Annotated in this window: 27 protein-coding genes; 12 read left to right on the top strand and 15 right to left on the bottom strand. The window is 69.6% G+C overall.

The window, feature by feature from the left end; genetic code table 11:
- Positions 1 to 292: 292 nt before the first annotated feature.
- Positions 293 to 670, bottom strand: coding sequence for a DUF5997 family protein (locus ACWGIC_RS08740; RefSeq protein ID WP_452075296.1), 378 nt, complete (start codon positions 668 to 670; stop codon positions 293 to 295).
- Between the two features lie 44 nt (positions 671 to 714).
- Here ACWGIC_RS08740 and ACWGIC_RS08735 point away from each other — a divergent pair, with 44 nt between their 5' ends.
- On the top strand, positions 715 to 1,452 hold the full coding sequence (locus ACWGIC_RS08735) for a LysR family substrate-binding domain-containing protein (RefSeq protein ID WP_452075295.1): 738 nt from the start codon (positions 715 to 717) through the stop codon (positions 1,450 to 1,452).
- Between the two features lie 16 nt (positions 1,453 to 1,468).
- A complete protein-coding gene (locus ACWGIC_RS08730; RefSeq protein ID WP_452075294.1) occupies positions 1,469 to 2,263 on the top strand; it encodes an SDR family NAD(P)-dependent oxidoreductase in 795 nt (264 codons plus the stop codon).
- 37 nt (positions 2,264 to 2,300) lie between these two features.
- Here the strand turns inward: ACWGIC_RS08730 and ACWGIC_RS08725 are convergent, their stop codons facing one another.
- Positions 2,301 to 2,483 carry a hypothetical protein gene (locus ACWGIC_RS08725; RefSeq protein ID WP_452075293.1) on the bottom strand — a complete coding sequence of 61 codons (183 nt, stop codon included), beginning with the start codon at positions 2,481 to 2,483 and terminating at the stop codon, positions 2,301 to 2,303.
- A gap of 139 nt (positions 2,484 to 2,622) precedes the next feature.
- Here ACWGIC_RS08725 and ACWGIC_RS08720 point away from each other — a divergent pair, with 139 nt between their 5' ends.
- Positions 2,623 to 3,870 carry a sensor histidine kinase gene (locus ACWGIC_RS08720; RefSeq protein ID WP_452075292.1) on the top strand — a complete coding sequence of 416 codons (1,248 nt, stop codon included), beginning with the start codon at positions 2,623 to 2,625 and terminating at the stop codon, positions 3,868 to 3,870.
- Positions 3,858 to 4,511, top strand: coding sequence for a response regulator (locus ACWGIC_RS08715; RefSeq protein ID WP_452075291.1), 654 nt, complete (start codon positions 3,858 to 3,860; stop codon positions 4,509 to 4,511). Before ACWGIC_RS08720 ends, ACWGIC_RS08715 begins: the two co-directional genes overlap by 13 nt.
- Positions 4,512 to 4,993: 482 nt before the next feature.
- Here the strand turns inward: ACWGIC_RS08715 and ACWGIC_RS08710 are convergent, their stop codons facing one another.
- Both ACWGIC_RS08710 and ACWGIC_RS08705 read right to left on the bottom strand, forming a co-directional pair.
- The gene (locus ACWGIC_RS08710; protein ID WP_452075290.1) at positions 4,994 to 5,143 is read right to left on the bottom strand and encodes a hypothetical protein; all 150 of its coding nucleotides are present in this window, start codon (positions 5,141 to 5,143) and stop codon (positions 4,994 to 4,996) included.
- Positions 5,140 to 5,376: a hypothetical protein gene (locus ACWGIC_RS08705; protein ID WP_452075289.1), complete on the bottom strand. Its 237-nt coding sequence runs from the start codon at positions 5,374 to 5,376 to the stop codon at positions 5,140 to 5,142. The genes ACWGIC_RS08710 and ACWGIC_RS08705 overlap by 4 nt, the downstream gene beginning before the upstream one ends.
- Positions 5,377 to 5,577: 201 nt before the next feature.
- On the opposite strand from ACWGIC_RS08705, the gene ACWGIC_RS08700 reads away from it, so the two are divergent.
- Positions 5,578 to 6,267, top strand: coding sequence for a TetR/AcrR family transcriptional regulator (locus ACWGIC_RS08700; protein ID WP_452075288.1), 690 nt, complete (start codon positions 5,578 to 5,580; stop codon positions 6,265 to 6,267).
- A gap of 55 nt (positions 6,268 to 6,322) precedes the next feature.
- On the opposite strand, the gene ACWGIC_RS08695 is transcribed toward ACWGIC_RS08700, so the two are convergent.
- Positions 6,323 to 7,153: an SAM-dependent methyltransferase gene (locus tag ACWGIC_RS08695; protein WP_452075287.1), complete on the bottom strand. Its 831-nt coding sequence runs from the start codon at positions 7,151 to 7,153 to the stop codon at positions 6,323 to 6,325.
- 147 nt (positions 7,154 to 7,300) lie between these two features.
- Between ACWGIC_RS08695 and ACWGIC_RS08690 the strand changes: the two genes are divergently transcribed.
- Positions 7,301 to 7,732, top strand: a complete 432-nt coding sequence (locus ACWGIC_RS08690) for a Fur family transcriptional regulator (RefSeq protein WP_452075286.1) — start codon at positions 7,301 to 7,303, stop codon at positions 7,730 to 7,732.
- A 30-nt stretch (positions 7,733 to 7,762) separates the two neighbouring features.
- Positions 7,763 to 9,994: a catalase/peroxidase HPI gene (gene katG / locus ACWGIC_RS08685; protein ID WP_452075285.1), complete on the top strand. Its 2,232-nt coding sequence runs from the start codon at positions 7,763 to 7,765 to the stop codon at positions 9,992 to 9,994.
- A 91-nt stretch (positions 9,995 to 10,085) separates the two neighbouring features.
- Here katG and ACWGIC_RS08680 read toward each other — a convergent pair whose 3' ends face one another.
- The 3 genes from ACWGIC_RS08680 to ACWGIC_RS08670 form a co-directional block, all read right to left on the bottom strand.
- Positions 10,086 to 10,979 (bottom strand): C1 family peptidase, encoded by an 894-nt coding sequence (locus ACWGIC_RS08680; RefSeq protein ID WP_452075284.1) that lies wholly within the window; start codon positions 10,977 to 10,979, stop codon positions 10,086 to 10,088.
- 281 nt (positions 10,980 to 11,260) lie between these two features.
- Positions 11,261 to 11,938, bottom strand: a complete 678-nt coding sequence (locus ACWGIC_RS08675; protein ID WP_452075283.1) for a TetR/AcrR family transcriptional regulator — start codon at positions 11,936 to 11,938, stop codon at positions 11,261 to 11,263.
- A gap of 55 nt (positions 11,939 to 11,993) precedes the next feature.
- The gene (locus tag ACWGIC_RS08670) at positions 11,994 to 12,542 is read right to left on the bottom strand and encodes a TlpA family protein disulfide reductase (protein WP_452075282.1); all 549 of its coding nucleotides are present in this window, start codon (positions 12,540 to 12,542) and stop codon (positions 11,994 to 11,996) included.
- 84 nt (positions 12,543 to 12,626) lie between these two features.
- Between ACWGIC_RS08670 and ACWGIC_RS08665 the strand changes: the two genes are divergently transcribed.
- Genes ACWGIC_RS08665 through ACWGIC_RS08655 form a run of 3 tightly spaced genes read left to right on the top strand, consistent with a single transcriptional unit; the run spans position 12,627 to position 15,639 of the window.
- The gene (locus tag ACWGIC_RS08665) at positions 12,627 to 13,793 is read left to right on the top strand and encodes a sensor histidine kinase (RefSeq protein ID WP_452075281.1); all 1,167 of its coding nucleotides are present in this window, start codon (positions 12,627 to 12,629) and stop codon (positions 13,791 to 13,793) included.
- Complete coding sequence (locus tag ACWGIC_RS08660; RefSeq protein WP_452075280.1) at positions 13,790 to 15,244, top strand: BTAD domain-containing putative transcriptional regulator; 1,455 nt, start codon at positions 13,790 to 13,792, stop codon at positions 15,242 to 15,244. The genes ACWGIC_RS08665 and ACWGIC_RS08660 overlap by 4 nt, the downstream gene beginning before the upstream one ends.
- Positions 15,241 to 15,639, top strand: a complete 399-nt coding sequence (locus ACWGIC_RS08655) for a VOC family protein (protein ID WP_452075279.1) — start codon at positions 15,241 to 15,243, stop codon at positions 15,637 to 15,639. The genes ACWGIC_RS08660 and ACWGIC_RS08655 overlap by 4 nt, the downstream gene beginning before the upstream one ends.
- On the opposite strand, the gene ACWGIC_RS08650 is transcribed toward ACWGIC_RS08655, so the two are convergent.
- The 7 genes from ACWGIC_RS08650 to ACWGIC_RS08620 all read right to left on the bottom strand — a co-directional run bounded on the left by ACWGIC_RS08650 (position 15,636) and on the right by ACWGIC_RS08620 (position 20,234).
- Positions 15,636 to 16,559, bottom strand: a complete 924-nt coding sequence (locus ACWGIC_RS08650; RefSeq protein WP_452075278.1) for a hypothetical protein — start codon at positions 16,557 to 16,559, stop codon at positions 15,636 to 15,638. The genes ACWGIC_RS08655 and ACWGIC_RS08650 overlap by 4 nt on opposite strands.
- Positions 16,556 to 16,864, bottom strand: coding sequence for a type VII secretion target (locus ACWGIC_RS08645; RefSeq protein WP_452075277.1), 309 nt, complete (start codon positions 16,862 to 16,864; stop codon positions 16,556 to 16,558). The genes ACWGIC_RS08650 and ACWGIC_RS08645 overlap by 4 nt, the downstream gene beginning before the upstream one ends.
- Positions 16,861 to 17,265, bottom strand: coding sequence for a YbaB/EbfC family nucleoid-associated protein (locus ACWGIC_RS08640; RefSeq protein WP_452075276.1), 405 nt, complete (start codon positions 17,263 to 17,265; stop codon positions 16,861 to 16,863). The genes ACWGIC_RS08645 and ACWGIC_RS08640 overlap by 4 nt, the downstream gene beginning before the upstream one ends.
- Before the next feature lie 29 nt (positions 17,266 to 17,294).
- Positions 17,295 to 18,104, bottom strand: coding sequence for an ESX secretion-associated protein EspG (locus tag ACWGIC_RS08635; RefSeq protein WP_452075275.1), 810 nt, complete (start codon positions 18,102 to 18,104; stop codon positions 17,295 to 17,297).
- A complete protein-coding gene (locus ACWGIC_RS08630; protein WP_452075274.1) occupies positions 18,101 to 18,427 on the bottom strand; it encodes a hypothetical protein in 327 nt (108 codons plus the stop codon). The genes ACWGIC_RS08635 and ACWGIC_RS08630 overlap by 4 nt, the downstream gene beginning before the upstream one ends.
- Before the next feature lie 25 nt (positions 18,428 to 18,452).
- Entirely contained in the window at positions 18,453 to 19,604 is a 1,152-nt protein-coding gene (locus ACWGIC_RS08625; RefSeq protein WP_452075273.1) for a WXG100 family type VII secretion target, read from the bottom strand.
- Positions 19,605 to 19,694: 90 nt separating this feature from the next.
- A complete protein-coding gene (locus tag ACWGIC_RS08620; protein WP_452075272.1) occupies positions 19,695 to 20,234 on the bottom strand; it encodes a PadR family transcriptional regulator in 540 nt (179 codons plus the stop codon).
- Positions 20,235 to 20,305: 71 nt separating this feature from the next.
- Here ACWGIC_RS08620 and ACWGIC_RS08615 point away from each other — a divergent pair, with 71 nt between their 5' ends.
- Together ACWGIC_RS08615 and ACWGIC_RS08610 are read left to right on the top strand one after the other, a co-directional pair.
- Positions 20,306 to 21,244 carry a hypothetical protein gene (locus ACWGIC_RS08615; RefSeq protein ID WP_452075271.1) on the top strand — a complete coding sequence of 313 codons (939 nt, stop codon included), beginning with the start codon at positions 20,306 to 20,308 and terminating at the stop codon, positions 21,242 to 21,244.
- Between the two features lie 132 nt (positions 21,245 to 21,376).
- Positions 21,377 to 22,027 (top strand): superoxide dismutase family protein, encoded by a 651-nt coding sequence (locus ACWGIC_RS08610; RefSeq protein ID WP_452075270.1) that lies wholly within the window; start codon positions 21,377 to 21,379, stop codon positions 22,025 to 22,027.
- The last annotated feature ends 32 nt before the right edge of the window (positions 22,028 to 22,059 follow it).

The raw sequence follows: 22,059 nt of genomic DNA, 5'->3' as shown, positions 1-22,059 counted from the left end.
GATTCCCTCAAGGGGCCCCTCACGGACACTGGTTCCCTGGGGGCTCGCCTCGCAATCGACGGTCCGAGGGGGGCCGCTTACGCGGCGCCTGATTTCCCCAGGGTTCCTCTCGCAACCCGCACCAGTTCGTGAAGGGGTCCTTCACGGACGTTGATTCCCTAGGGGATCGCCTCGTAATCCACGGTCCGCGGGGCCGCCTTCACGGCACCTGGTTCCCTAGAGTTCCCCTCGCAACCCACCAGCCCGTGAAGGGTCCCTCACAGAACTCAAGCGTGCGAACGTCCGAAGTGGACTAGTTGTCGGCCTGTTCCGCGCGCAGGCGGGCGGCTTCGCGGCGGACTTCGGCTTGGGTTTCGCGTTCGTGTTGCAGCCAGGCGGGGTTCTCGGTTTTCAGGGCCTCGATTTGGTCCGTCGTCAGGGCTTCGGTGATGCCGCCCCGGGCCAGGCCGCCGATGGAGATTCCCAGTTTCGCCGCGACTACTGGGCGCGGGTGCGGGCCGTTGCGGCGAAGTTCGCGCAGCCATTCTGGCGGGTCGGTCTGCAGGGCGTTCAGTTCGTCGCGCGAGACGGCGCCCGCGCGGAACTCTGCGGGGGTGGCTTCGAGGTAGACGCCCAGCTTCTTCGCTGCCGTCGCCGGCTTCATGGTCTGGGGGGTCTTCTGCGCCGTCATGCCCACCAGCGTAACCGGCGTCCCCGCGCCGGTAGCCTTGCCACGTGACAGGAGCCGACCAGCCCCGGGCGTTCCGGCTTGCCTACGTGCCGGGTGCGACCCCCGCGAAGTGGGTCCGGATCTGGGGCGAACGCAATCCCGAAGTGCCGCTTGACCTGGTCGCGGTCACCGCCGCCGAGGCTGCTGGCGTGGTTCGCGACGGCGGGGCGGACGCGGCGCTGCTGCGGCTGTCCGAGGACCGTGAGGGGCTGCACGCGATTCCGCTCTACACCGAGACCACGGTGGTCATCGTCCCCAAAGAGCACCTGGTCGCGGCGGCCGACGAGGTGTCCATTGCGGACCTCGCGGACGAACTCGTGCTGCATCCGCTCGACGACTCGCTCGGCTGGGACGAGCTGCCCGGCAAGCCTGCGCTTGAGCGGCCGGAGACGACTGGTGACGCGATCGAGCTGGTGGCCGCGGGCGTCGGCGTCTTGCTGGTGCCGCAGTCGCTCGCTCGGCTGCACCATCGGCGCGACCTTACTTACCGTCCGGTCGCCGACGCGCCGCAGTCGCGCGTCGCGTTGTCGTGGCCGGAAGGCGAGACCAGCGACCTGGTCGAGCAGTTCATCGGCATCGTCCGCGGGCGCACGGTGAACAGCACCCGCGGGCAGCAGGAAACGCAGGCGAAGACGGGCAAGGCGGCACCGGCCAAGAAGAAACCGCAGCCGCAGCGTGAACAAGCTCGTCGGCGGAACGTGCCCAAGACCGGTGGGCGTGGCAAGCCTCGTCGGCGTCGTTGACATTCAGGGAGCTGCTGTGGATCTCGGTCTGAAGGGCAAGTGCGCGGTCGTCACGGGAGCCAGCCGCGGTATTGGGCTGGCGGTTGCTGGGGTGCTCGCGGAGGAGGGCGCTGACCTGGCGCTTGTCGGCCGGGACGTCGTGGCGCTCGCCGCGGCGGTGGAGAGCGTCGGCAAGCACGGCACCAAGGTCATCGCGGTGCCGACGGACACCACTGACGACGCTGCGGTCGTGGCGATGGCGGAGCGGGTCAAGACGGAATTCGGTGCGGCGGACGTACTGGTCAACTGCGCGGCCCCGGCGTCGAGCGGGGTGCGGACGCCGCTCGACGACCTGCGTGACGAGGACTTGCGCATTGAGATCGAGACCAAGGTGCTCGGTTACCTGCGTTGCGCCCGCGCGCTCGCGCCGGGGATGCGGGAGCGCGGCTGGGGCCGGATCGTGAACGTCAGCGGACTCAACGCGCGGCTGGCCGGTTCGACGTTCGGTTCGATTCGCAACGTCGCGGTCGCGGCGATGACCAAGAATCTCGCCGACGAACTGGGGCCGCAGGGCATCACCGTGACGGTCGTGCACCCGGGGTACACGGTTACCGAGCGGACGCCGGACAAATTCGCCGAGATCGCCGCTGCGCGGGGGATTTCGGTGGCGGAGCTGGAAAAGAGCCTCACCGCGGGCGTGAGCAACGGGCGGTTGGTGACGGCGGCTGAGGTGGCGGACGTGGTGGCGTTCCTGGCGTCCCCGCGCAGCGTCGCGATCAACGGGGACGCCATCGCGGTCGGCGGCGGAGTCCCTGGGCAGATCTACTACTGAACGGCCGCTCTTCGAGGTCCACTGTGGACGGTCGGGTTCAGCGGCGAGTGCGGTAGTTCGCGATGAGCGCGACGCCCGCCGCGAGCGTGACGACGCCGAAAACGGTGCTCAGCAACAGATTGACGCCGAGAGCCGACGTAATGGCGTTGGCCGCGGCGCTCAGCACCAGCACGCCCCACAGCAAGGCCCGGGCACCTGCCCGGGGAGGTGATTTCGTCATGCCCCGAACGCTACGAATCGGGGCTCGCCAGGACGATCCCGTGCGCGGGAGGATCGAGGTACAGCAGGCTGTACTCCTTCTCTCAGCGGCGGTGCCGGGACGGATTCCTCGGCTAGGGTTCGGCGGCGTAGGAGGTGCGATGGCAACCGCAGGCGAACCCCAGCCGCGTCCGTGGACCGTGCGCGTCCGGGTTGCTCTCGACGCGCTGGAACACCTCGTCGGCGGGATCGGCACCTCGGTGCTGGCGCTGCTGGTGCTGCTCGGCGCGGTCGCGGTCGCGGTGCTGTGCCTCGTGGGCGTCGGACTGGTGCTGGCGCGGCCGATGCTGCGGGTCGTGCACGCGGTCGCCGACCGGGAGCGGATCCGGCTCACCGCGATGAAACCGGACATCATCAGCCCGGGGCCCGGACCCGAGCGGCTCGGCGCGGCCCTGCGCGACCGGGCCGTGCAACGCGAATTGCTGTGGATCGCGGTACACGCCGTGGCGGGTTTTCTGCTCGGCTTCATCGCGCTGACGATCGTGCTCAACACCGCGCGGGACGGGCTTTTCCCGCTCTACTGGTACTTGCTGCCGCCGGACGAGGCCACGGCGTCACTCGGCTGGCAGGTGAACAGCCTGGCCGAAGCGCTGCCGGTGTCGTTGCTCGGCGTCGCGTGGGCGTTCCTGTCGGTCGCGCTGCTGCCCGCGATGGCGCGGCTGCAGGCGCTGCCCGGGCGACGGCTGCTGCCCGCGGGCTCGGACGCTGACGTCGCGCTGCGGATCGCTCACCTCACCGCCACCCGCGCCGCCGCGCTCGACGCACACTCCACCGAACTGCGCCGCATCGAGCGTGCGTTGCACGACGGGACGCAAAACCGGCTGGTCGCGGTGAACGTCCTGGTCGGCGCGGCCCGCCGGGCAGCCGCACGGGGTTCGGCGGACGTCGACGAAATCCTCGGCCGCGCGCAAGACGCCACTGAGACCGCGCTGGCCGAATTGCGGGCAGTGGTGCGCAGCATCCTGCCGCCGGTGCTGGCCGACCGAAGCCTCGCCGACGCGTTGACCGCGCTCGCCGCGGACTGTCCGGTGCCGTGCACGATCGACGCCGACCTGCCCGGCCGGTATGCCGTGTCGGTGGAGGCGTCGGTGTATTTCGTGGTCGCGGAGGCACTTACGAACGTCGCCAAGCACAGCGGCGCTCACCGGGTCGAGGTGGTGCTGCGCCGGGAGGACGACGTGCTTCATCTGCGGATCACCGACGACGGCCGCGGTGGCGCGGCTGAAACCGGCGGCTCGGGGCTGGGCGGGATGCGTCGCCGGGTCGAGGCGCTCGACGGAATTTTCGCGCTGGCGAGCCCCGCCGGCGGACCGACCACGCTGACTGTGAGCCTGCCATGCGGATTGTGATCGCCGAGGACGACCCGTTGCTGCGCGAAGGTCTCGCGCTGCTGTTGCGCGCGGAAGGTCTTGACGTCGTCGCGACCACCGACAACCCGGCCGATTTCCTTGCCGCAGTGGACAAACACGAGCCGGACACCGCGGTCGTGGACGTCCGGATGCCGCCAACGCACACCGACGAAGGCATCGTCGCGGCCGTCGAAGCCCGGCGCCGGCAGCCGGGGCTGGCGGTGCTGGTGCTGTCGGCGTATGTCGAGCAGGCCTTCGCGACGGATTTGCTGGGCAGCGGCAGCGCGCGGCTCGGGTATCTGCTGAAGGAACGCGTCGGCCGGGTCACCGAGTTCATGGAGGCACTGAACCGGGTGGCCGACGGCGGGACGGCGATCGATCCCGAAGTGGTCGCGCAGCTGCTGACCCGGACGCGCGCGGATTCCGGACTGGAACGGCTCAGCCCGCGGGAACGGGAGGTGCTGGCGCTCATGGCGGAAGGATTGGGGAATAGCGCGATCGCCGAACGGCTGGTGGTGACGGACGGCGCGGTGCACAAACATATTCGCAGCATTTTCGCGAAACTGGATTTGGCCCCGGACGACAGCGCTGATCGGCGGGTCACGGCGGTGCTGCGGTATTTGGAGGAAGCGCGGCGTTGATCCTTTGCGTGCTTCCTGGGGAATTGGTGGGGATTTGTCGGCGAGTGGGCTGAGGTGATCGGCGCGGGCGCGGGCGGCGCTGAGTGAGCCGATCCGGAGCGGTCTGGGCGTGGTGCCGAGGGTTTCTGGCGAGGGGTGAATAGGGCAGCATTCACCGCCATTCGGCGTCGCGCAGTTCACCCGGACGAGTGCAGTATTGGTCGCGCGGACCGGTAATACCGAACTGGCCTAATCCCGCCGTCCGGGTGGCCCGGTCGCGGACGTGCCAGCACCGCGACATTCAGCCGAGGCTGGGCTGCCGAGCCGCGGCGCCGGGTCGGGCTGGGCAGTGCCGTGGAGCCGGGTCGGGCCGCGCCGTAGCGCCGGGTCGGGCTGTGTCGTGGAGCCGGGTCGGGCTGACAGTGCCGTTTAGCCGCGCCATGGAGCCGGGTCAGGCCGTGCCATGCAGTCGGGTCGTGCCGTCGAGCCGAGTCCGGTGCCGATTACTTCCCCGAGCCCGCCTTCTTGCCCTCGTCCGCCCCGCTCTTGCCGTTCTTGCCGCCGGGCGGAACGTCCTCTTCGGACCAGTCCACTCCGGCCTCGGCGACCACGCCGTCGAAAATCGGGGTGGCCACGCCCTGTTCGGCGCTCATGACGCGCTCACCACGTCGATGATCGCGTCGGCCGCGATCCATTGCGGGTCCGCGTCTCTCGCCTGGCCGTCCACCTGGACCGGGACCCAGGTGACCGCGGTGGCGTCGTCGATCACCGGGGCCCCGGTGACCACCCCGCGCCGGCACAGTTGCCGCCGTCCGGTGCGCTGGCCGACCAGGTAGGTGACCCGGTGTCCGGTCGACAGTTCCGGCCGGTGCTGTTCGCCGTCCATGTGTTCCTCCCTGCACGCCACCCCTGTGGGCGACGCTCGCTTCATCGACGCGACTCGCTCCCCGCGCGTCGATGACGCACTCCCGGTCCATGATCTGGGCCACATCGAAGCAATCCCGACCACTGACAGTCATCCCTCTATACGAAAAGTAACAGGTACAGCGCCGTATCCGGTATGTGACCCGGCGATACACTCGCGCGGATGACGTCCTCAGGTACTCCGCCCGATGGGCGGGCCACCCGGTGGGCAGGGCAGCGGGAACGCCGGCGCCGGGAGTTCGTGGAAGCCGGGATGCGCGCGATCGCCCGGTACGGGCCGGAGGTGTCCACCGAGCAGATCGCCGACGAGGCCGGCGTCGCTCGCACGCGTATTTACAAGCATTTCTCCGACACCGCGGATCTGCAACGCGCTATCGCGTTGCGCGCGGCGGAAATGATCGGCGCGCAATTCTCTCCGCTGTGGGGGATTTCCGGTACGCCGCGCGAGATGGTGCACGCGACGATCGGCGCGCATATCGAATGGCTTTCCGAACATCGCGCGCTTTATCAATATCTGATGCGGCAGTCGGTGACCGGGCCGCGGGACGTCGTCGCGGACGTGAAAACCGCGATCGCCCGGCAGTTGACCGTGCTGTTCGAGTACTACCTCGGTTTGTTCGGCGCGGATCAGCGGGTCGGCGAGACCATCGCGTACGGACTGGTCGGGCTGGTCGAATCCAGCACCGCGCACTGGCTCGACGTCCCGCGCGGCATCGGCCGCGACGATCTGCGCGAACTGCTCGCCCGCTGGGTCTGGTCGATCCTCGACGACACCCTGCGCACGGTCGGCGTGGCGCTCAACCCGGATTCGCCGTTGTCCGAACTGGATTTCCGCGTCCTCGACCGTCCGTGAAGGGCCCCTTGAGGGAATCAGATTCCCTCAAGGGGCCCTTCACGGACAGCTGGCGTCAGGCTTTCCGGCCGACTCCGCCGGCGATGCACTCCTGGACCTGGTTCAGCGGCTGGTAGCGCGGGCCGTCCGGCCACCAGTCCTCGCACAGCACCAGGCCCGGGTCGACCAGTTCGGTCCCGCCGAACATCCGCCTGATCTCGTCCCACGTGCGGAAGAGGCCGCTGCCCATCGGGCTGTGCGTGAACTTCTCCTCCATCCGGCGGGCGATCGCGCTGTGTGCCTCCGTCTGCGGGTCGAGGAAGTGCGCGACCACCACGAACGACCCCGACGGCAGCGCGTCCACGTAGGTGCGCATCATCTCCTCGTAGTCGTCGCCGAGGTAGTGGTGCAGGGTTCCGTTGTGCAGCAACGCGATCGGCTTGGTCCAGTCGAGGAACTCGCGCGCGGTCTCGTTCCGCAGGATCTGGTCGGGCTTGAAGATGTCCGCCTCGATGAAGCGGGTGTTCTCGTTCTCCTCGAGCAGCGCGCGCCCGTGCGCGAGGACCACCGGGTCGTTGTCCACGTACAGCACGCGGGCTTCCGGGTTGATCCGCTGCACGACCTGGTGCGTGTTCTCCGCGGTGGGCAGGCCGGAACCGCAGTCGAGGTACTGGGTGATCCTGCCCTGAGTGGCGAGGAACCGGCAGGCGCGGATGAGGAAGTTCCGGTTGGCCCAGGCGAGGTCGTTGACCTCGGGGGCCACGGTCCTGACCTGGTCGAGCACCCTGCGGTCGATCTCGTAGTTGTTCGTGCCGTTCAGCGCGGCGTCGTACACCCGGGCAATGCTCGCTCGCGTGATATCGACCCCGACCGGGTGCGAACTGGGCGATTCGACTGCCTCGGTCATTTCTGGCGTCACCTCGGATGTGTCGGACGTCTCTTTGGTCTACTCACCGTAGACCTTCCGGGCTGTCAAGCGACCGCCAGGAGGAGGACAACCGGAGTGGGTGACAGATTCTTGATTCATTCCAGAAAATGCGGCAGACTCCGGGGCATGCCGACGACCACGGACTTCGAGGAGATGCTGCGCGGAGTGCAGTTGCGGATCACGCGCCCCCGGCTGGCCGTGCTCTCCGCGGTGCACGCCAACGCGCACGCGGACACCGAATCCGTCATCGGCATGGTGCGCGCGGATCTCGGCGAGGTTTCCCACCAGGCCGTCTACGACGTGCTGCGCGCGCTGACCGACGCGGGCCTGCTGCGGCGCATCCAGCCGCCCGGTTCGGTCGCGCGGTACGAGGCCCGGGTAGGGGACAACCACCACCACGTCGTGTGCCGCTCGTGCGGTGCCATCGAGGACGTCGACTGCGCGGTCGGCGAGGCTCCCTGCCTGACCGCTTCGCAGACGCACGGTTTCGTCATCGAAGAGGCCGAGGTCGTCTACTGGGGGCGCTGCCCCGGCTGTTCCGCCGTATTGAGTTCCTGAGCAAGACCATGATTCCCGGAAGGATTTCTGTTGTCCGAATCGCTTGACTCCGTTGCCGACGACCGCACGGCGGGGTGCCCGGTCACGGGCGGCCGCATGGGCTACCCCTCCCAGGGCGCCGCGAACCGCGACTGGTGGCCGAACCAGCTCAACCTGAAGATCCTCCGGAAGCACGCCCCCGCGGCGGACCCGATGGGCGGGGACTTCGACTACGCCAAGGAATTCAAGAGTCTCGACCTCGACGAGCTGACCCGCGACGTCGACGCTCTGCTCACCACCCCGCAGGAGTTCTGGCCCGCCGACTTCGGCAACTACGGCCCGCTGTTCATCCGGATGGCCTGGCACAGCGCTGGCACCTACCGGATCGACGACGGCCGCGGCGGGGCGGGCGGCGGCCAGCAGCGGTTCGCGCCGCTGAACAGCTGGCCGGACAACGTCGGCCTGGACAAGGCGCGGCGTCTGCTGTGGCCGGTCAAGAAGAAGTACGGCAAGAAGATCTCGTGGGCCGACCTGATGGTCTTCGCGGGCAACCGCGCGCTCGAGACCATGGGCTTCAAGACCTTCGGCTACGCCGGCGGCCGCGCCGACGTGTGGGAGCCGGACGAGGACATCTACTGGGGCCCGGAGCGCACCTGGCTCGGCGACGAGCGCTACCAAGGCGACCGCCAGCTGGACAACCCGCTCGCCGCGGTCCAGATGGGCCTCATCTACGTGAACCCGGAAGGCCCGAACGGCAACCCGGACCCGATCGCCTCGGCGCGCGACATCCGCGAGACGTTCGCCCGGATGGCGATGAACGACGAGGAGACCGTCGCCCTCATCGCCGGCGGCCACACCTTCGGCAAGACGCACGGCGCGGGCGACCCGAACGCGAACGTCGGCCCGGTGCCGGAGGCCGCCCCGATCGAGCAGATGGGCCTCGGCTGGAAGAACAGCTTCGGCAGCGGCAAGGGCCGCGACCAGATCGGCAGCGGGCTCGAGGTCACCTGGACCCCGACCCCGACGCAGTGGAGCAACTGGTTCTTCCACAACCTGTTCACCTACGAGTGGGAGCTGACCAAGAGCCCCGCCGGTGCGCACCAGTGGAAGCCGAAGAACAACGCCGCGCAGGGCACCGTGCCGGACCCGGAAACCGGTGAGCTGAACCGCGCGCCGAGCATGCTGACCTCGGACCTGGCGCTGCGCTTCGACCCGATCTACGAGCCCATTTCGCGCCGGTTCTACGAGAACCCGGACCAGTTCGCGGACGCCTTCGCCCGCGCCTGGTACAAGCTCACCCACCGCGACATGGGCCCGATCCAGCGCTACCTCGGCCCGCTGGTGCCGCAGGAAGAGCTGATCTGGCAGGACCCGATCCCGGCCGTCGACCACGAGCTGGTCGACGACGCGGACGTGGCGGACCTGAAGGCGAAGCTCCTCGAGTCGGGTCTTTCGGTCTCGCAGCTGGTGTCCACCGCGTGGGCGTCGGCGTCGACCTACCGGCACAGCGACAAGCGCGGCGGCGCGAACGGCGCCCGCATCCGCCTCGAGCCGCAGCGCGGCTGGGAGGTCAACGAGCCCGACGAGCTGGCGCAGGTGCTGCGCACGCTCGAGGGCATCCAGGAAGCGTTCAACAGCGCGCAGACCGGCGGCAAGAAGATCTCGCTCGCCGACCTGATCGTGCTGGCCGGCGTCGCGGGCGTGGAGAAGGCGGCAAAGGACGGCGGCGTCGACATCACCGTTCCGTTCACGCCGGGCCGCACCGACGCTTCGCAGGAGCAGACCGACGCGGACTCGTTCGCGCCGCTCGAGCCGAAGGCCGACGGGTTCCGCAACTACCGCGGCAAGGCCAACCCGCTGCCGTCGGAGTACCTGCTGGTGGACAAGGCGAACCTGCTCAACCTGAGCGCGCCGGAGATGACCGTTCTGGTCGGCGGCCTGCGCGTGCTGGGCGCGAACTACCAGAACTCGGCGCACGGCGTGTTCACCGACCGGCCGGGCACGCTGACGAACGACTTCTTCGTCAACCTGCTCGACATGGGCACGGAGTGGAAGCCGGCCGACGGCGAGGGCTCGAACGCGGAGTCCTTCGAGGGCCGCGATCTCGCCACCGGCGAGCTCAAGTGGACCGGCACCCGCAACGACCTGGTGTTCGGTTCGAACTCCGAACTGCGCGCCGTCGCCGAGGTGTACGGCAGCGACGACGCCAAGGAGAAGTTCGTCCGCGACTTCGTCGCCGCGTGGCACAAGGTCATGAACAACGACCGGTACGACCTGGTCTGAGTTCTCCCCTGAACGCCTGGAGTCCGTGAAGGGCCCCTTGAGGGAATCAGATTCCCTCAAGGGGCCCTTCACGGCTTTCGGCGGGTGAGGGTCAGCTCTGCACGAGCTTGCCCATCGCGTTGACCTCGTCGACGTCGCCGGTGTTGAAGAACGACCACGGCACGGTCACGAAACCGCTGTCGCCCCAGCCGGATCCCCAGCTGTTCTCGATCTTCACGCCCTGCTCGTTGTAGGCGACGATGGTCACCTCGTGGCCGCCGACGACCGGGTCGCTGTTCGAGTCGCCGGGCAGGTACGAGTAGTCGCTCGCGGTCGAGGAATCCAGGTTCATGAAGCTCTGGTGCACGGTGAAGCCGATCGCGACCGGTTCGCCCTGGGAAATGGCGTTCTCGATGCCGGACCTCGCCGCGTCGCCGCTCGTCGACAATTCGGTGTAGCCGGAAAGCTTGTAGTGCGCCGCATTCGCCCTTTCGTTCTGGTCGGGCTGAGTGGTGTAGTCGAAATCGCCCTGCCAGTAGTCGGATTTGGTGTCGATGCCCTGCTTCTGTTCCATCGGCAGCGCGACGCTCGCCCAGGTGCCCTGGTCGTTGCCCTTGGCGATCTGGCTGTAAATGAACATCGGGGCCATCGGTCCGCCGCTGATGCCCTGCTCGTGCATCAGCACGCCGTAGCCGGTGTAGCCGGTCGCCCAGGTGACGCACGAGCCGACCTGGCCCTGGTCGCCGGGGGTGTTGGCGTACTGGGTGAGGTCGCCGCTGGACGGCAGTTCGGCTGTGGTGCGCGGGTGCACCGGGAGCGCGGAGTTCGCGTGGGCGTGCTTGGTCGCCTTCGCGGCCTTAAGCCCGGCGACGTTGAGCCCGAGGCCGTGCTTCAGGTGCGCCGGGTGCTGGGCGACGGCCGCGGTGGCAGGGGTCGCGCCCAGTGCCGCGGCCAGGCCGGCCGCGGCGAGCAGGGAAACGAGTGCGGACGTTTTTCTGATCTGCATCCTGGGACTCCTTTGGGCATGCAGAAATAAACCGGAAAGGGTGGGGAGATGGTGGATCCGACCACTGCAAAGGTAGATCGACGGAAATTTTCCGGGAACCTACGAAAGGAGGGAGCACATCAACCGCGGAAATGGGGCGAATCGATCAAGCGGACATCGTGCCCGTTAACGTCGCTATTCCGGCGTATCGGTCCATTATGGACCTTGGGGAAGGTGCGTCCGTGAGGGGAACCCTGAGGGAATCAGATTCCCTCAGGGTTCCCCTCACGGACAGCGGGGACTCAGTCGGGCAGCGGGGTGGTCCGCGCGCCGTTGAGGAGAGTGTCGATCGCCCATCGGGAACGCGCGTCTCCGTTGCCGGAGAACAGGTTCTCGCTCGCCGCGACGATGTTCGGATGCGTTTCCGGCGTGAGGCCGCGGACGGTTTCGGCGAGCTTGTCGTGCTGCCGTTCCGCTTCCGGGCGGTCCTTGCGGGTGCTGTGCTCGACCGCGCTGGCGGTGGCGACGAGCAGCAGCAGGTCGACCGTCCACGCGGCGGGGCCGGACGGCACCCCGGCTTCGGCGAGCAGGCCGAGCACGGTGTCGACAATGGCGAGGTAGTTCGGCCCGTTCAACGGCGTCACGAGTGCGACGCGGGCGAGCCCGGGGTGGGCGTAGAGGACGTCGCGGTAGGTGGACACGACTGTCCACAAGCGACTCCGCCAGTCGCCGTCGGCGGAGCTGGCGGTGGGGACCTCGCCGAGGAGTTCGTCGAGGACCGCGGCGTGGAGTTCGTCGGTGTCGCGGACGTAGACGTAGAGCGAGGCCGGACCGGTGTCGAGTTCCTTCGCGAGCCGCCGCATGGTGACGCGCTCGGCCCCTTCGCGGCGCACGATGTCGAGAGCGGCCGCGACGATGCCTTCGCGGCTCAGCGCGGGCTTGGCGGGACGTTCCCGGCGGTTGTAGCCACTCGCGGTCATCCGCCCATGGTAGGCGTATCCGGTCGAAGGGGTCTGGACCTTGGCCGGACTGGGGTCACTCGGCGAGCACGCTGTCCAGGGTGGGCTGGACGTCGGTGCGCAGGACCGCGCCGAGGTAGACCGCCGCGACCCGCTGCTGCTTGTCCACGATCAGCGAGATCGGCACCGCGGACAGCGGAAGGCCGCGCAGCTGGAGGGCGACGCGGCCGGACGGGTCGAAGATCGATTCGTAGCCGAGTCCGAGGTCCTTGACGAAGTCGGCGGCGTACTTCGGGTTGTCGCGGACATTGAGGCCGAGCACCCGGATCCCGCGGCCCCGGCCGGAGTCGGCGATGGCCTGAAGGGTGCGCGCTTCGGCGCGGCACGGCCCGCACCAGGCGCCCCACAGGTTGAGCAGGACGACGTTGCCGGAGTAATCGGCCAGCGAGATGTCCTTGCCGGGTTCGCGGAGGCTCTGGCCCTTGAGGTTCGCTGCCTTCCGGCGCTGCGGCACGGGATAGTGGATGGTCGTCTGCCCGCCCGGCGAGACGAATTCGAACGTGTCCGGCCGGCCGACCGCGTCCTTCCCGGTCGCGCACGCGGTGAGGGGCAGCAGTGCCAGCACGAGGAGGAGCCGAGCTATGCGCACGCGGCATGCTATCGCCGATTCCCGAGACGGCTTCCGCTGCGGTTTTCTAGGCTGGACCCCGTGTGGGAAACAGCGAGGGACCGGTTGCGGGGCCGCCTGGCCGACGGCTTGGCCCGGTCCGGCCTGACGCTGCCCTGGTGGGTCCCGCTGGGAACGACCGCCTTCACGGTGGTCGGGCTGGTCGTCGCGGTGGGGCAGCGGGTCGGGCCCGCGCTGCCGGTGGCGATCGCGGGGTTTCTGCTGGCCACCTCGTCGATGCTGCTGTGGGTGATCACCGGACGGCTCGCGCAGTCGTGGCTCAAGGCGCTCGGGATGCTCGCCGGGATCGGGTTGCTGCTGACCTGCCCAGTGGTGCCGGATTTCGCGCCGATGCCGTTGGTCGTGCTCGCCGGCGAACTGGGGTCCATCGCGTCGGCGCGGGTCGCGTTCGCCGCCACCGGCGGTGCGGTCGCGCTGCTCGGGGCGGCCGCGTGGACCGTCGGGCTGGTCGGGTTTCCCGTCTACATGCTCGCGGTGCTGGTCGGGATGGCCGCCGGGTTCGTGCTGCGCTGGTACGTGCGCGCGCTGGACGCCGAGCGCGGCAAGCAGGAAGCCGTGCGCGAACAGGCGCGGCTCGGCGAGCGGCAGCGGATCGCGCGCGAGGTGCACGACGTCGTCGCGCATTCGCTGAGCATCACATTGCTGCACGTCACGGGCGCGCGGCACGGGCTGCGCACGGATCGCGACATCGACGAAGCCGTGGCGGCGCTCACCGAGGCGGAGCGGATCGGACGGGCGGCGATGGCCGATATCCGGCGCACGGTTGGATTGCTCGCGCAGGAGTCGTCGGGAACGCGGCCGTTGCCCGGTGCGGGCGACATCGCGGACCTGGTGGCCGAGACGTGCGCGGCCGGGCTGGTCGCGGACTACGAACTGGAGGGCGACGTGACCGCGGTCGACACTACGGTGGGGCTCGGGCTCTACCGGATCGTCCAGGAGTCGCTGGCGAACGTGGTCAAACATGCTCCGGCGGAGAAAGCTTTGGTACGGCTGGAGATCAGTGCCGATGATGCGCATCTGACTGTCCGCAATGGACATACGGGTGCCGCGCGCAACTCGGGCGGCTCGGGGCTGGCGGGCATGGCGGCGCGCGCGGATCAGCTTGGCGCGCGGCTGACTGCCGGACCCGAGGGCGGCGAGTGGGTAGTCGACGTGACGGTGCCGCTGGCGCGCGGGGCCGCGTCGTGATCGCTGCTTCCGGGGAAACGCGGGTCTTGCTCGTCGACGATCAGGAGCTGGTGCGGTCCGGGCTGCGGTTGATCCTGCGCCGCCGCGACGGGTTCGTGATCGCGGGGGAGTGCGCGGACGGCGACGAGGTCCCGGCCGCGCTCGAAGCCGCCGGCGGGGTCGATGTCGTGGTGATGGATCTGCGGATGAAGCGCGTCGACGGCATCGAGGCGACGCGGCGGTTGCGTGCGGCCGGCTTGCGTCCGCCGGTCCTCGCGCTGACTACGTTCGACGACGATGAACTGCTCGCCGGGGTGCTGCGCGCGGGTGCGGTCGGGTATGTGCTGAAGGATTCGCCCGCGGAGGACTTGATCCGCGCGGTGCGAGCCGTCGCGATGGGCGAGGCGTGGCTCGATCCGGCAGTCACCGGGCGCGTGCTCACGACCTACCGCGCGGCAGCTTCTGGCCGTCCGGTGATGCCGTCCGGGTTGTTGACGCCGCGCGAGCTGGACGTGCTCACCGCGGTGGCCCGCGGGCTGACGGACGCGGAGATCGCCGGAACCCTGGCTGTTTCCGCGAGCACAGTCGAGGCGCATTTCGAGCGGGTGTGCGCGAAACTCCGCCTCCGCGACCGGGCGGCGGCCATCGTCTACGCCTTCGACCACGGGCTGGTCACGCCCGGCTCGGCCCCCGCCCCGGTTGGTCCGGACTCGTTGCGGTTCAGCGTCCTCGGCCCGTTGCAGGCGTGGCGGGGGCCGAACCTGCTGGACCTGGGCCCGGTGCGGCAACAGGCGCTGCTGGCGGCGCTGGTCCTGCGGCCCGGCGAGACGGTCAGCCCGGGGGAGCTGCTGGACGGCGTGTGGGGGCTGGAACCGCCCGGAACCGGTGGCCGGGTGGTGCCGGTGTACGTGCATCGGCTGCGGAAATGCCTGCGTGGCGCGGGGGAGCGGACGGAAGACTCGGTGATTGGCAGCGATCGCGGCGGATACCGCTTCGCGGGGGAGCGGGCGCGGCTGGACGTCACCGAGCTGACCGACCGGATTTCCGAAGCCGCGACCGCCACCCACCGCGGCGATCCGGCGGCTGCGGTCGACGCTTACGCCGGTGCGCTGGCCCTGTTCCACGGCGAGCCGTTGGCGGGGTTGCCGGGCCCGTTCGTCGAGGGGGAGCGCGTGCGCCTGACCGAACGGCGGCTGACGTTGGTGCAGGAGAAGGCCGTGCTGCAGCTGAAGTTGGGGCGGACCGACGAGGTGGTGCACGAGCTGTCGGCGTTGCTGGCCGTGCATCCGCACCGGGAACCGCTGGCGGTGTTGCTGATGCGGGCACTGCACGGCGGCGGCCGCCGGGCGGACGCGCTGGCGGTGCATCGGCGGATGCGGGAACGGCTGCGGACGGATCTGGACGTGGAGCCGGGGGCGGAGCTGGACCGGGAGCTGCGGGTGGTGCTCAGCTCGGATCGGGGTCCCTCGTGAGCGGACACGGGACCCTGCACCATGTCGAGTTGTGGGTGCCGGACCTCGGCCGCGCGGTCGCGTCGCTCGGATGGCTGCTGGAAGAGCTGGGATATCAGCAGTTCCAGGACTGGGAGGCCGGACGCAGCTGGCGGCTCGGGCCGACGTATCTCGTGGTCGAACAGTCCCCGGCGCTGACCGCCGACCGGCACGACCGTTGCCGGCCGGGCTTGAATCACTTGGCTTTTCACGTCAAGGACGCCGCGACGGTCGAGCAGCTGGCCGCCGACGCCGCCCGGCACGGGTGGCAGCTGATGTTCCCGGAGAAACATCCCCATGCGGGCGGCGTGGAGCACTATGCCGCGTACTTGGAGAACGACGACGGCTTCGAGGTCGAACTCGTCGCGGCGGGCTAGCTCTGCTGGACGGTGCTGACCGGAGTGCGCGGGCGCTGCTGCCCCGGGTACTGCGAATCCGACGAGTCCGAAGAATCCGAGTCCGAGTACCGCGAGTCCGTCCCCGTCGAGTACGGCGAATCCGAAGACGACGGATAACGCGACGACGCCTGCGAAGCAGTCGAACCGGACTCCTCGCCAGAGCTGCTCTTGGAAGCCTCACTGAGCTTCGTCATCAGCTGCGTCGCGGCCTCCAGCCCCTGGGTCACCGAAGTGATCAGCTGCAGCAGATTGTCCGAATCCGACAGCAAAACCCCGAGCTTCTGCGCGATCTGCCCGCCGTACTGGGTCGCGATCGCCACCGCCTGCGGGATCGCCGCCGCGATGCTCGCGCCGAACGTCGCCTGCGCCGCGGCGAAAGCCTGGGTCATCAGCTGGATGATCTGGCCGACAGCCTCCGAAATCAGCCCGCCGACTTCCTGCTGTGCCTTCGCGACAACCTTCCCGGCGCCGGTAGCCGCCTTGGCCATCGCGATGCCCGCCTGGCCGACCGCCTCGACGCAGTCCGCGTGCTGCGAGCTGTTGTCGCGGTAGCTCGACGCCGAAGAACCGCTCCACCCCGACGTTTCCGGGCCCGCGGACTGCCGGTAATCGTCCGCGACGGACGACACCTGCTGGCCGCCGCCCTCCATGCCCTGCGAGTGCGACGACACCGAATCCGGGTTGCCCTGCAACTGTTTCAGCGGCTCTTCCAGGAACCGCACCAGTTCGGTGATCATCCCGAACCCGGCCGACGTCAGCGCGGCGAGCGGGTCCTGTGTCGCGCCGAGCAGGTCGAGCGCGGTGGTGGCGCCGCCGAGGCCCGCGGACACCCAGTCGTGGTTTTCGACCGCCTGCGTGGTCGTTTTCAGGTCTGCCAGCAGCTGGCCGGAGTCGGTCACGGCAGGTCCTTCCCGGGCAGCGAAGCCGCGTTGCCCTGGTCGCGGCGCTCGTAGCTTTCCGCGGCCTGGGTCAGGTTCGCGCTCACTTTGTCCACAGTGGACGAAGCGTGTGAGACGGCGTCGTTGGTCTTGGCGACCGCCGACTGCAGGCCGGCGGTGAGGAACTGCACGAAGACGCCGAGCGCCTGGTCGCCGAGCCCGGAGGGGGCGCTGCGGGCGACATTGCCGAGCCGGTCGGCCAGATCGCCGACGGTGGCCGCGTGCCGGCGCAGTTGCGCGGGGTCGACCTCGAAGCCGGCGGTCACGAGATGATCCCCGGGTTCGCGAAGTAGTCGTCCTCGCGCGGAGCGGGGGGAGCCGCTTCGACCGGCAGGTTTTCGCGGACGAGCTGGAGCGCTGGGCCGTCGCCGACATAGTCGGTCATGATGTCCACGACCTGCGCGCCGGCTTGGCGGTGCGCGTCGTGCACGGTGGCGAGGATGAGCCGGGCGAGCGCGTCGGCTTCCAGCGCGCGGGCGGCGGGGCTCAGCCGCAGGCCGGTCAGCGCGCCGCTCGGGCCCACCTCGACCTCGACCTCGCCGCGCGGGGAAGCGGCCCGGCCGCCGACGCGGCTGAGGCTCGCGCTCGCGGCCTCGGCGTTCGCCCGCATCCGGGACAGGTTTTTCTGGTAGTCGGCGAGCCAGGCCGCCGAATCTTGGATCGGCACGGAAGATCCTCCGGTCGTTTTCGGTGCGGTCATCGCCACCGCCGCGCGGCGGTGGCCATCTCGCCGAGTGCGAAGCGCAGGTCGGCCGGGCGCAGCGAGTTCACGCTGAGCCAGCCGTCGCGCGCGGGGTTGACCCGGACGCGGCCGCGCGGCCCGTCCAGCCAGGACAGTTCGCGGCCTTCCCTGGTGCGCCCGTCGCGGGTCACGCCGAGCTGGCCGCTGCCGGTCAGCGGGACGACCAGGCCGACGAGACTGTCGAGCGCCGCCGGGTCGCCGCCGCTGTCGCGGACGAGGTCGCGCAGCCGGTGGGCGCGGGAGACGTCGTCCTCGTCGTCGGTGAGCGGCAGTGCCCCCTCGACTGCCTCCTTGACCGCGTGCGCGGGCAGCGTGACCGGCATCGTCCGGGCCGCCTCCACCTGAGGGATTTCCGCGATCATCGCGTCCGCCAGCGCGGTTTCGTCGACCCGGCGCACCGACAGGGTGTCGGCCTCGAGCCGCTGACGGCAGATCAGCGCCGAGGTTCCGTAGACGAGTGCGGTGACGGCGGTCGCCCCCTCGGCGTCCGCCACCACCAAATCGACAACGCCACGGCGCTCCCGCAGCGCGGTCACGGCTTCCGCGGCGAGACCGTCCGGGCCGGAGTCGTCCGCGAGGCCGCGCGCCTTGAGCGCCTGCCCGGCGGTGGCGAACAGGATCTCGCGTTCGCCCTCGATCCGGCCGTAAGACGGCACCCGCAACGGAAACGGCCAGCTCGCCCCGGCGTGCGCGGCCAGCAGGTCGGCCTCCACGAGTCCGATGTGGACAGTCTCGTCGCCGGTACGGGGCAGCACGGCGGTCATTCGGCTTGCCGTTCGAGCCGCTGGAACGCTTCCCGCACCCCGGATTCGTGTTCCTGATAACGCCGGATGCCGGCCCGCAGCGCCTCGTGGAATCCGGTCAGCTCGGTGCCGGCCGCACCCAGTTCTCCGGTGAGCCCGGCGTGCCCGGCGGCTTCGCGCAGCCGCTGGGCGAGGTGCAACGCGGGCGGCGCGGTGCCGAGTTGCGGGAGCCGGTCGGCGAGCCGTCCCGCCGAACCGGCGAGCTCCCCGGTCTGCTCGCCGAGCCTGCCGAGCGCGGCGACCTGCCGGTCCAACGCGTTCGGGGCGACCTCGTGCCCGGTCATCGGAAACTCCTGTTCAGCTTGTCCGTCACAGCCCGATCACCGGGCTGATGGTCTTGTCTTCGGGGTGCAGGAGCGGCTGGTCGAGCACCGGCATCTTGTTCTTGTGCTCTTCCTCCTCTTCCTGCGAGGCGCCCGCGCCGCGGCCGGGCATCATGCCGTTGCCGCTGGCCGCGCGCGCGGCGGCCATCTCCGCCATCGCGGCGTTGCGGGCGAGCATCGCGCCCTCCATGCCGAGCGCGGAGCGAAGTCCGACGGACAGACCCGATTCGACCGGCGCGGCGGTGGTCAGCGCGCTCCACGGCATGCCGCTGCCCACTCCGGAACCGGCACCGCCGAGCGGGCCGACGTAGCTCGACGCGCTGGTCGATTCGTCCGCGCCGTAGGAATCCGCGGTCGTCGCCCCGGCGGGCGGCGGATTGATGGCGCGGGAACTCTTGTGCAGGCTGGCTTCGTAGCGCTGCATCACGTGCACCGCTTCGGCCTTCTGTTCCGCCGCAGCGACATTCGACGCGAACAGACTGGCCCCGCCGCCCGCGACGGCACCGATCGCCGCGCCCATCAACGCACCCGGACCGGCTCCGATGCCGCCCGCGCCCGCTCCGAGAATCCCGCCGATGACCGCGCCCGCACCCGCTCCGGCCGCCGCGGCGGCGACTGCGCCCCCAGTCGGGTCGCCTGGCGGCTTCGGCATGGTGTTGCGCGCGACGGCGAGCGAATCGCCCGCGTTCTGGGCCGCGCCGCCGACGGTCCCGGCGCGATCGCCGATCCCGGACGCGCGCTCGCCCAGCGAACCCAGCCGTCCGGACGCGCGTTCGGCGGCCTCTCCGCTCCAGTTCTCGTGCAGCGTCCCCTGCTGCGTTTTGAGCGAGTCGGCGTGCGAACGCATTTCCGAGCCGTGCCGCTGCCATTCCGCCGCGACCGTGCTGACGTCGCCGACGTCGGCCTTCTCCCACAGCATCTGGTACAGCTGCTGGTGCGTGTAGGCGTTCCAGTTGGTGCTGCCGGGCGGGACCGGGGCTCCGAAGTAGCCCTCCCACACGTTGCGCAGCGCGGACACCACCGGCCGGACCAGGTCGCCGACCGGTCCCGCCTTGTCGAGTCCCGCGAGTGCCGAGTCCGCCAGGTTCTCCACCCCGGCCGACGCGGCGTCGATCACTGATCCGGATTCGCCGGTCATGCCCCCCCACCTTCGCCTCTGCCCGGCCAGCTGTCGCCAGGCACTCGCGCACGGTAAGGGGCGGCGATGAAATCACGATGAAAACTGTGATCACCGGGGCGGGACGAGGTCTCCGCTTTCGATCCGGGCGGCGGTGCGGTCGAGCCACGCGGCGTCGTGCTGGAGCCGGGAAACCAGGAAATGCACCTCGATCATCTGCATTTCCGGCACATCGACGTGGCCGAGCGTGGCGGACAGCTCGCGGTGCTGGCCGCGGACCCGGTCCGCCCGGTCCCGCAGCAGGGTCACCGCGCGCGCCGGCGGCAGCGCGCCGACGTAGGCCAGCGCGATCAGGAACCGGGAGTCGAGGTTGGGGTCGGCGTCGCGCAGCTGCCGTTCGATGCGTTCGCGGAAATCGGCGAGACCCGCCTCGGTCAGCCGCACCGGCTGCGGGTCGCCCTCGCCGTCCGGCGCGACGAGCCCGTGCCGGGTCAGCGTGCCGACCAGCGTGTACACGGTCGACGTCTTCGGGTTCAGGAACGGGTAGCGCGTGCGGAGTTCGCGCAGGAGCGCGTACTGGTGGCGCGGGGTTTCCACGAGCAGGCCGAGCATCGGCAGCACGAGCGGGTTGTCGAGAGCGTTCGTCGGCACCGGACCAGGGTAGCGCACGCTAGTCGTATACGAGTACATTGCTCGTATACGACTACTGGAGAGGGATGGTCATGATCACCTTTGGCGTGTGGCCCGGCGTGGTCAGCACGGATCTGGTGCGGCTGGAAACCTTCGTGGACGCGCCGCCGGAAGACGTCGAGCGGACCGCGGAAGCGTTGCGGGACTTCGCGAAGGGCACGGAACGGTTCTACGTGCGGTGCTATCGCGGCTACCGGGGCCCGCACCAGCCGACGCCGCCGGACCCGGTGCCGTACCTCGGCGACGGGCGAGTGGTCGACTACGTGCTCGGCTACAGCAGTCCGGAGGCGGATCCGGACGGGTTCGCGGACGCGGTGCGTGCCGCGGTTCGCGAGGTGGCCGAGCTGGGCGGAGGGAAACTGCAGGTCTGCGAGGAGGTCAACGTGGCCGCGCCGCTCGACGGCGGCAGTCCCGGCTGTTACGACGCACTCGCCGCCGGATTGGCCGCGGCACTGGACGAGCGGACGCGGCTGGGGGTCGACGTGGCGATCGGGTTCAACGCCGCGGTCGCGCTGCCCGGCGATCCGTTCTGGGCCGCGGTGCGCTCGGCAGTGGATCCGGAGGTGCTGGCCGGGGTCGACTTCCTCGGCTTGGACTTCTTTCCGGACGTCTTCCGTCCGGTGCCCTTCGGCGATCTGGCGGATGCGGTGACCTACGTCGTGCGGTCGTTTCGCGAATCCGCGGCCGAGATCGGAATTCCGGACAGCGTGCCGATCCACATTACCGAAACGGGCTGGCCGACCGGACCGGAGAATTCGGAGGAACAACAGGTGCTGGTGATGGAATCCGTCGCACGCACAGTGTTCGGGCTGGCCGACGAGGTCGGGTTGGACACCTATGAGATTTTCGGGCTGCGGGACGGGTTGTCGAGCGGTCCGCGGGAGAATCGGTTCGGGCTGCTGCGGGACGACTATTCCCCGAAACCGGTGTATGCGACGGTAAAACAGCTGGTCGCCGAATACGCGTCCTGACTTCGCTGTCGCGAAAGGTGGACGTTCCGCCGCGCGCAGGACCCTTTTAGTTCCATCTGGCCCCTGGCCACGGGGAAGGCGAGGCCCGATTCTGGACCAGTCATAGATCACCAGTGCCCTCAGGGAGATACCGTGCGCAGAAAGAAGTTGGTGGCAGGCGCGTTGGGTGCCTGCGCACTGGTCATTGGCGTAGCGCCAGCGGCCAGCAGCTACGTCGGCCAGCAGTTGCCGGACACCGCCCGGCAGCCGGCCGGTGCGGCTTACCGCGACGGCGACTCCGCCTCCGCCACGCTTAAGGACGCTAAGGGCAACAAGGTCGGCTCAGCGTGGTTCACCGCCGACAGCCGGTCGCACAACGTGTGGGTCGAGGTGTACCTGACGAGTCAGTTCACGCCCGGTTTCCACGGCATGCACGTCCACGAAAAGGGAAACTGCACTGTCGGCGACCCGAAAAACCCGTTCACCGCGGCAGGCGGACATCTGATGCCGATGGACCACCACACCGGACTGCCGATCGGGCAGCTGCCCTCGGTGCTCGTGCAGTCCAACGGCCGCGGGTACACGAAGTTCGTGCTGGACACCTTCACCTTGGACCAGCTGTTCGGTCCTAACGGGACCTCGCTGATCGTGCATGCTAAGTCCGACAATTTCGCGAACATCCCGGCCGACCGCTACAGCGTTCGCAACGACCCCAACGCGCCGGTGCCGGACGAGAAAACCAAGGCGACCGGCGACGCTGGTTCCCGGTTCGCCTGCGGTGTGATCGAGCGCGACCAGAACTGACCCGGCGTCGCGTCCTTTGTGGACTCCACCCC

The sequence above is a fragment of the Amycolatopsis sp. NPDC054798 genome, from assembly GCF_053611505.1.
The sequence above is the reverse complement of the archived record's forward strand: the minus strand, read 5'-3'. Positions and strand labels throughout refer to the sequence as shown.

Coding starts and splice junctions, on each gene's coding strand:
- ACWGIC_RS08635 (WP_452075275.1), bottom strand. CDS start 18,104: ATGACCGCCGTGCTGCCCCGTACCGGCGACGAGACTGTCCACATCGGA.
- ACWGIC_RS08630 (WP_452075274.1), bottom strand. CDS start 18,427: ATGACCGGGCACGAGGTCGCCCCGAACGCGTTGGACCGGCAGGTCGCC.
- ACWGIC_RS08625 (WP_452075273.1), bottom strand. CDS start 19,604: ATGACCGGCGAATCCGGATCAGTGATCGACGCCGCGTCGGCCGGGGTG.
- ACWGIC_RS08700 (WP_452075288.1), top strand. CDS start 5,578: ATGACGTCCTCAGGTACTCCGCCCGATGGGCGGGCCACCCGGTGGGCA.
- ACWGIC_RS08740 (WP_452075296.1), bottom strand. CDS start 670: ATGACGGCGCAGAAGACCCCCCAGACCATGAAGCCGGCGACGGCAGCG.
- ACWGIC_RS08710 (WP_452075290.1), bottom strand. CDS start 5,143: ATGAGCGCCGAACAGGGCGTGGCCACCCCGATTTTCGACGGCGTGGTC.
- ACWGIC_RS08725 (WP_452075293.1), bottom strand. CDS start 2,483: ATGACGAAATCACCTCCCCGGGCAGGTGCCCGGGCCTTGCTGTGGGGC.
- ACWGIC_RS08720 (WP_452075292.1), top strand. CDS start 2,623: ATGGCAACCGCAGGCGAACCCCAGCCGCGTCCGTGGACCGTGCGCGTC.
- ACWGIC_RS08690 (WP_452075286.1), top strand. CDS start 7,301: ATGCCGACGACCACGGACTTCGAGGAGATGCTGCGCGGAGTGCAGTTG.
- ACWGIC_RS08705 (WP_452075289.1), bottom strand. CDS start 5,376: ATGGACGGCGAACAGCACCGGCCGGAACTGTCGACCGGACACCGGGTC.
- ACWGIC_RS08715 (WP_452075291.1), top strand. CDS start 3,858: ATGCGGATTGTGATCGCCGAGGACGACCCGTTGCTGCGCGAAGGTCTC.
- ACWGIC_RS08615 (WP_452075271.1), top strand. CDS start 20,306: ATGATCACCTTTGGCGTGTGGCCCGGCGTGGTCAGCACGGATCTGGTG.
- ACWGIC_RS08680 (WP_452075284.1), bottom strand. CDS start 10,979: ATGCAGATCAGAAAAACGTCCGCACTCGTTTCCCTGCTCGCCGCGGCC.
- ACWGIC_RS08675 (WP_452075283.1), bottom strand. CDS start 11,938: ATGACCGCGAGTGGCTACAACCGCCGGGAACGTCCCGCCAAGCCCGCG.
- ACWGIC_RS08695 (WP_452075287.1), bottom strand. CDS start 7,153: ATGACCGAGGCAGTCGAATCGCCCAGTTCGCACCCGGTCGGGGTCGAT.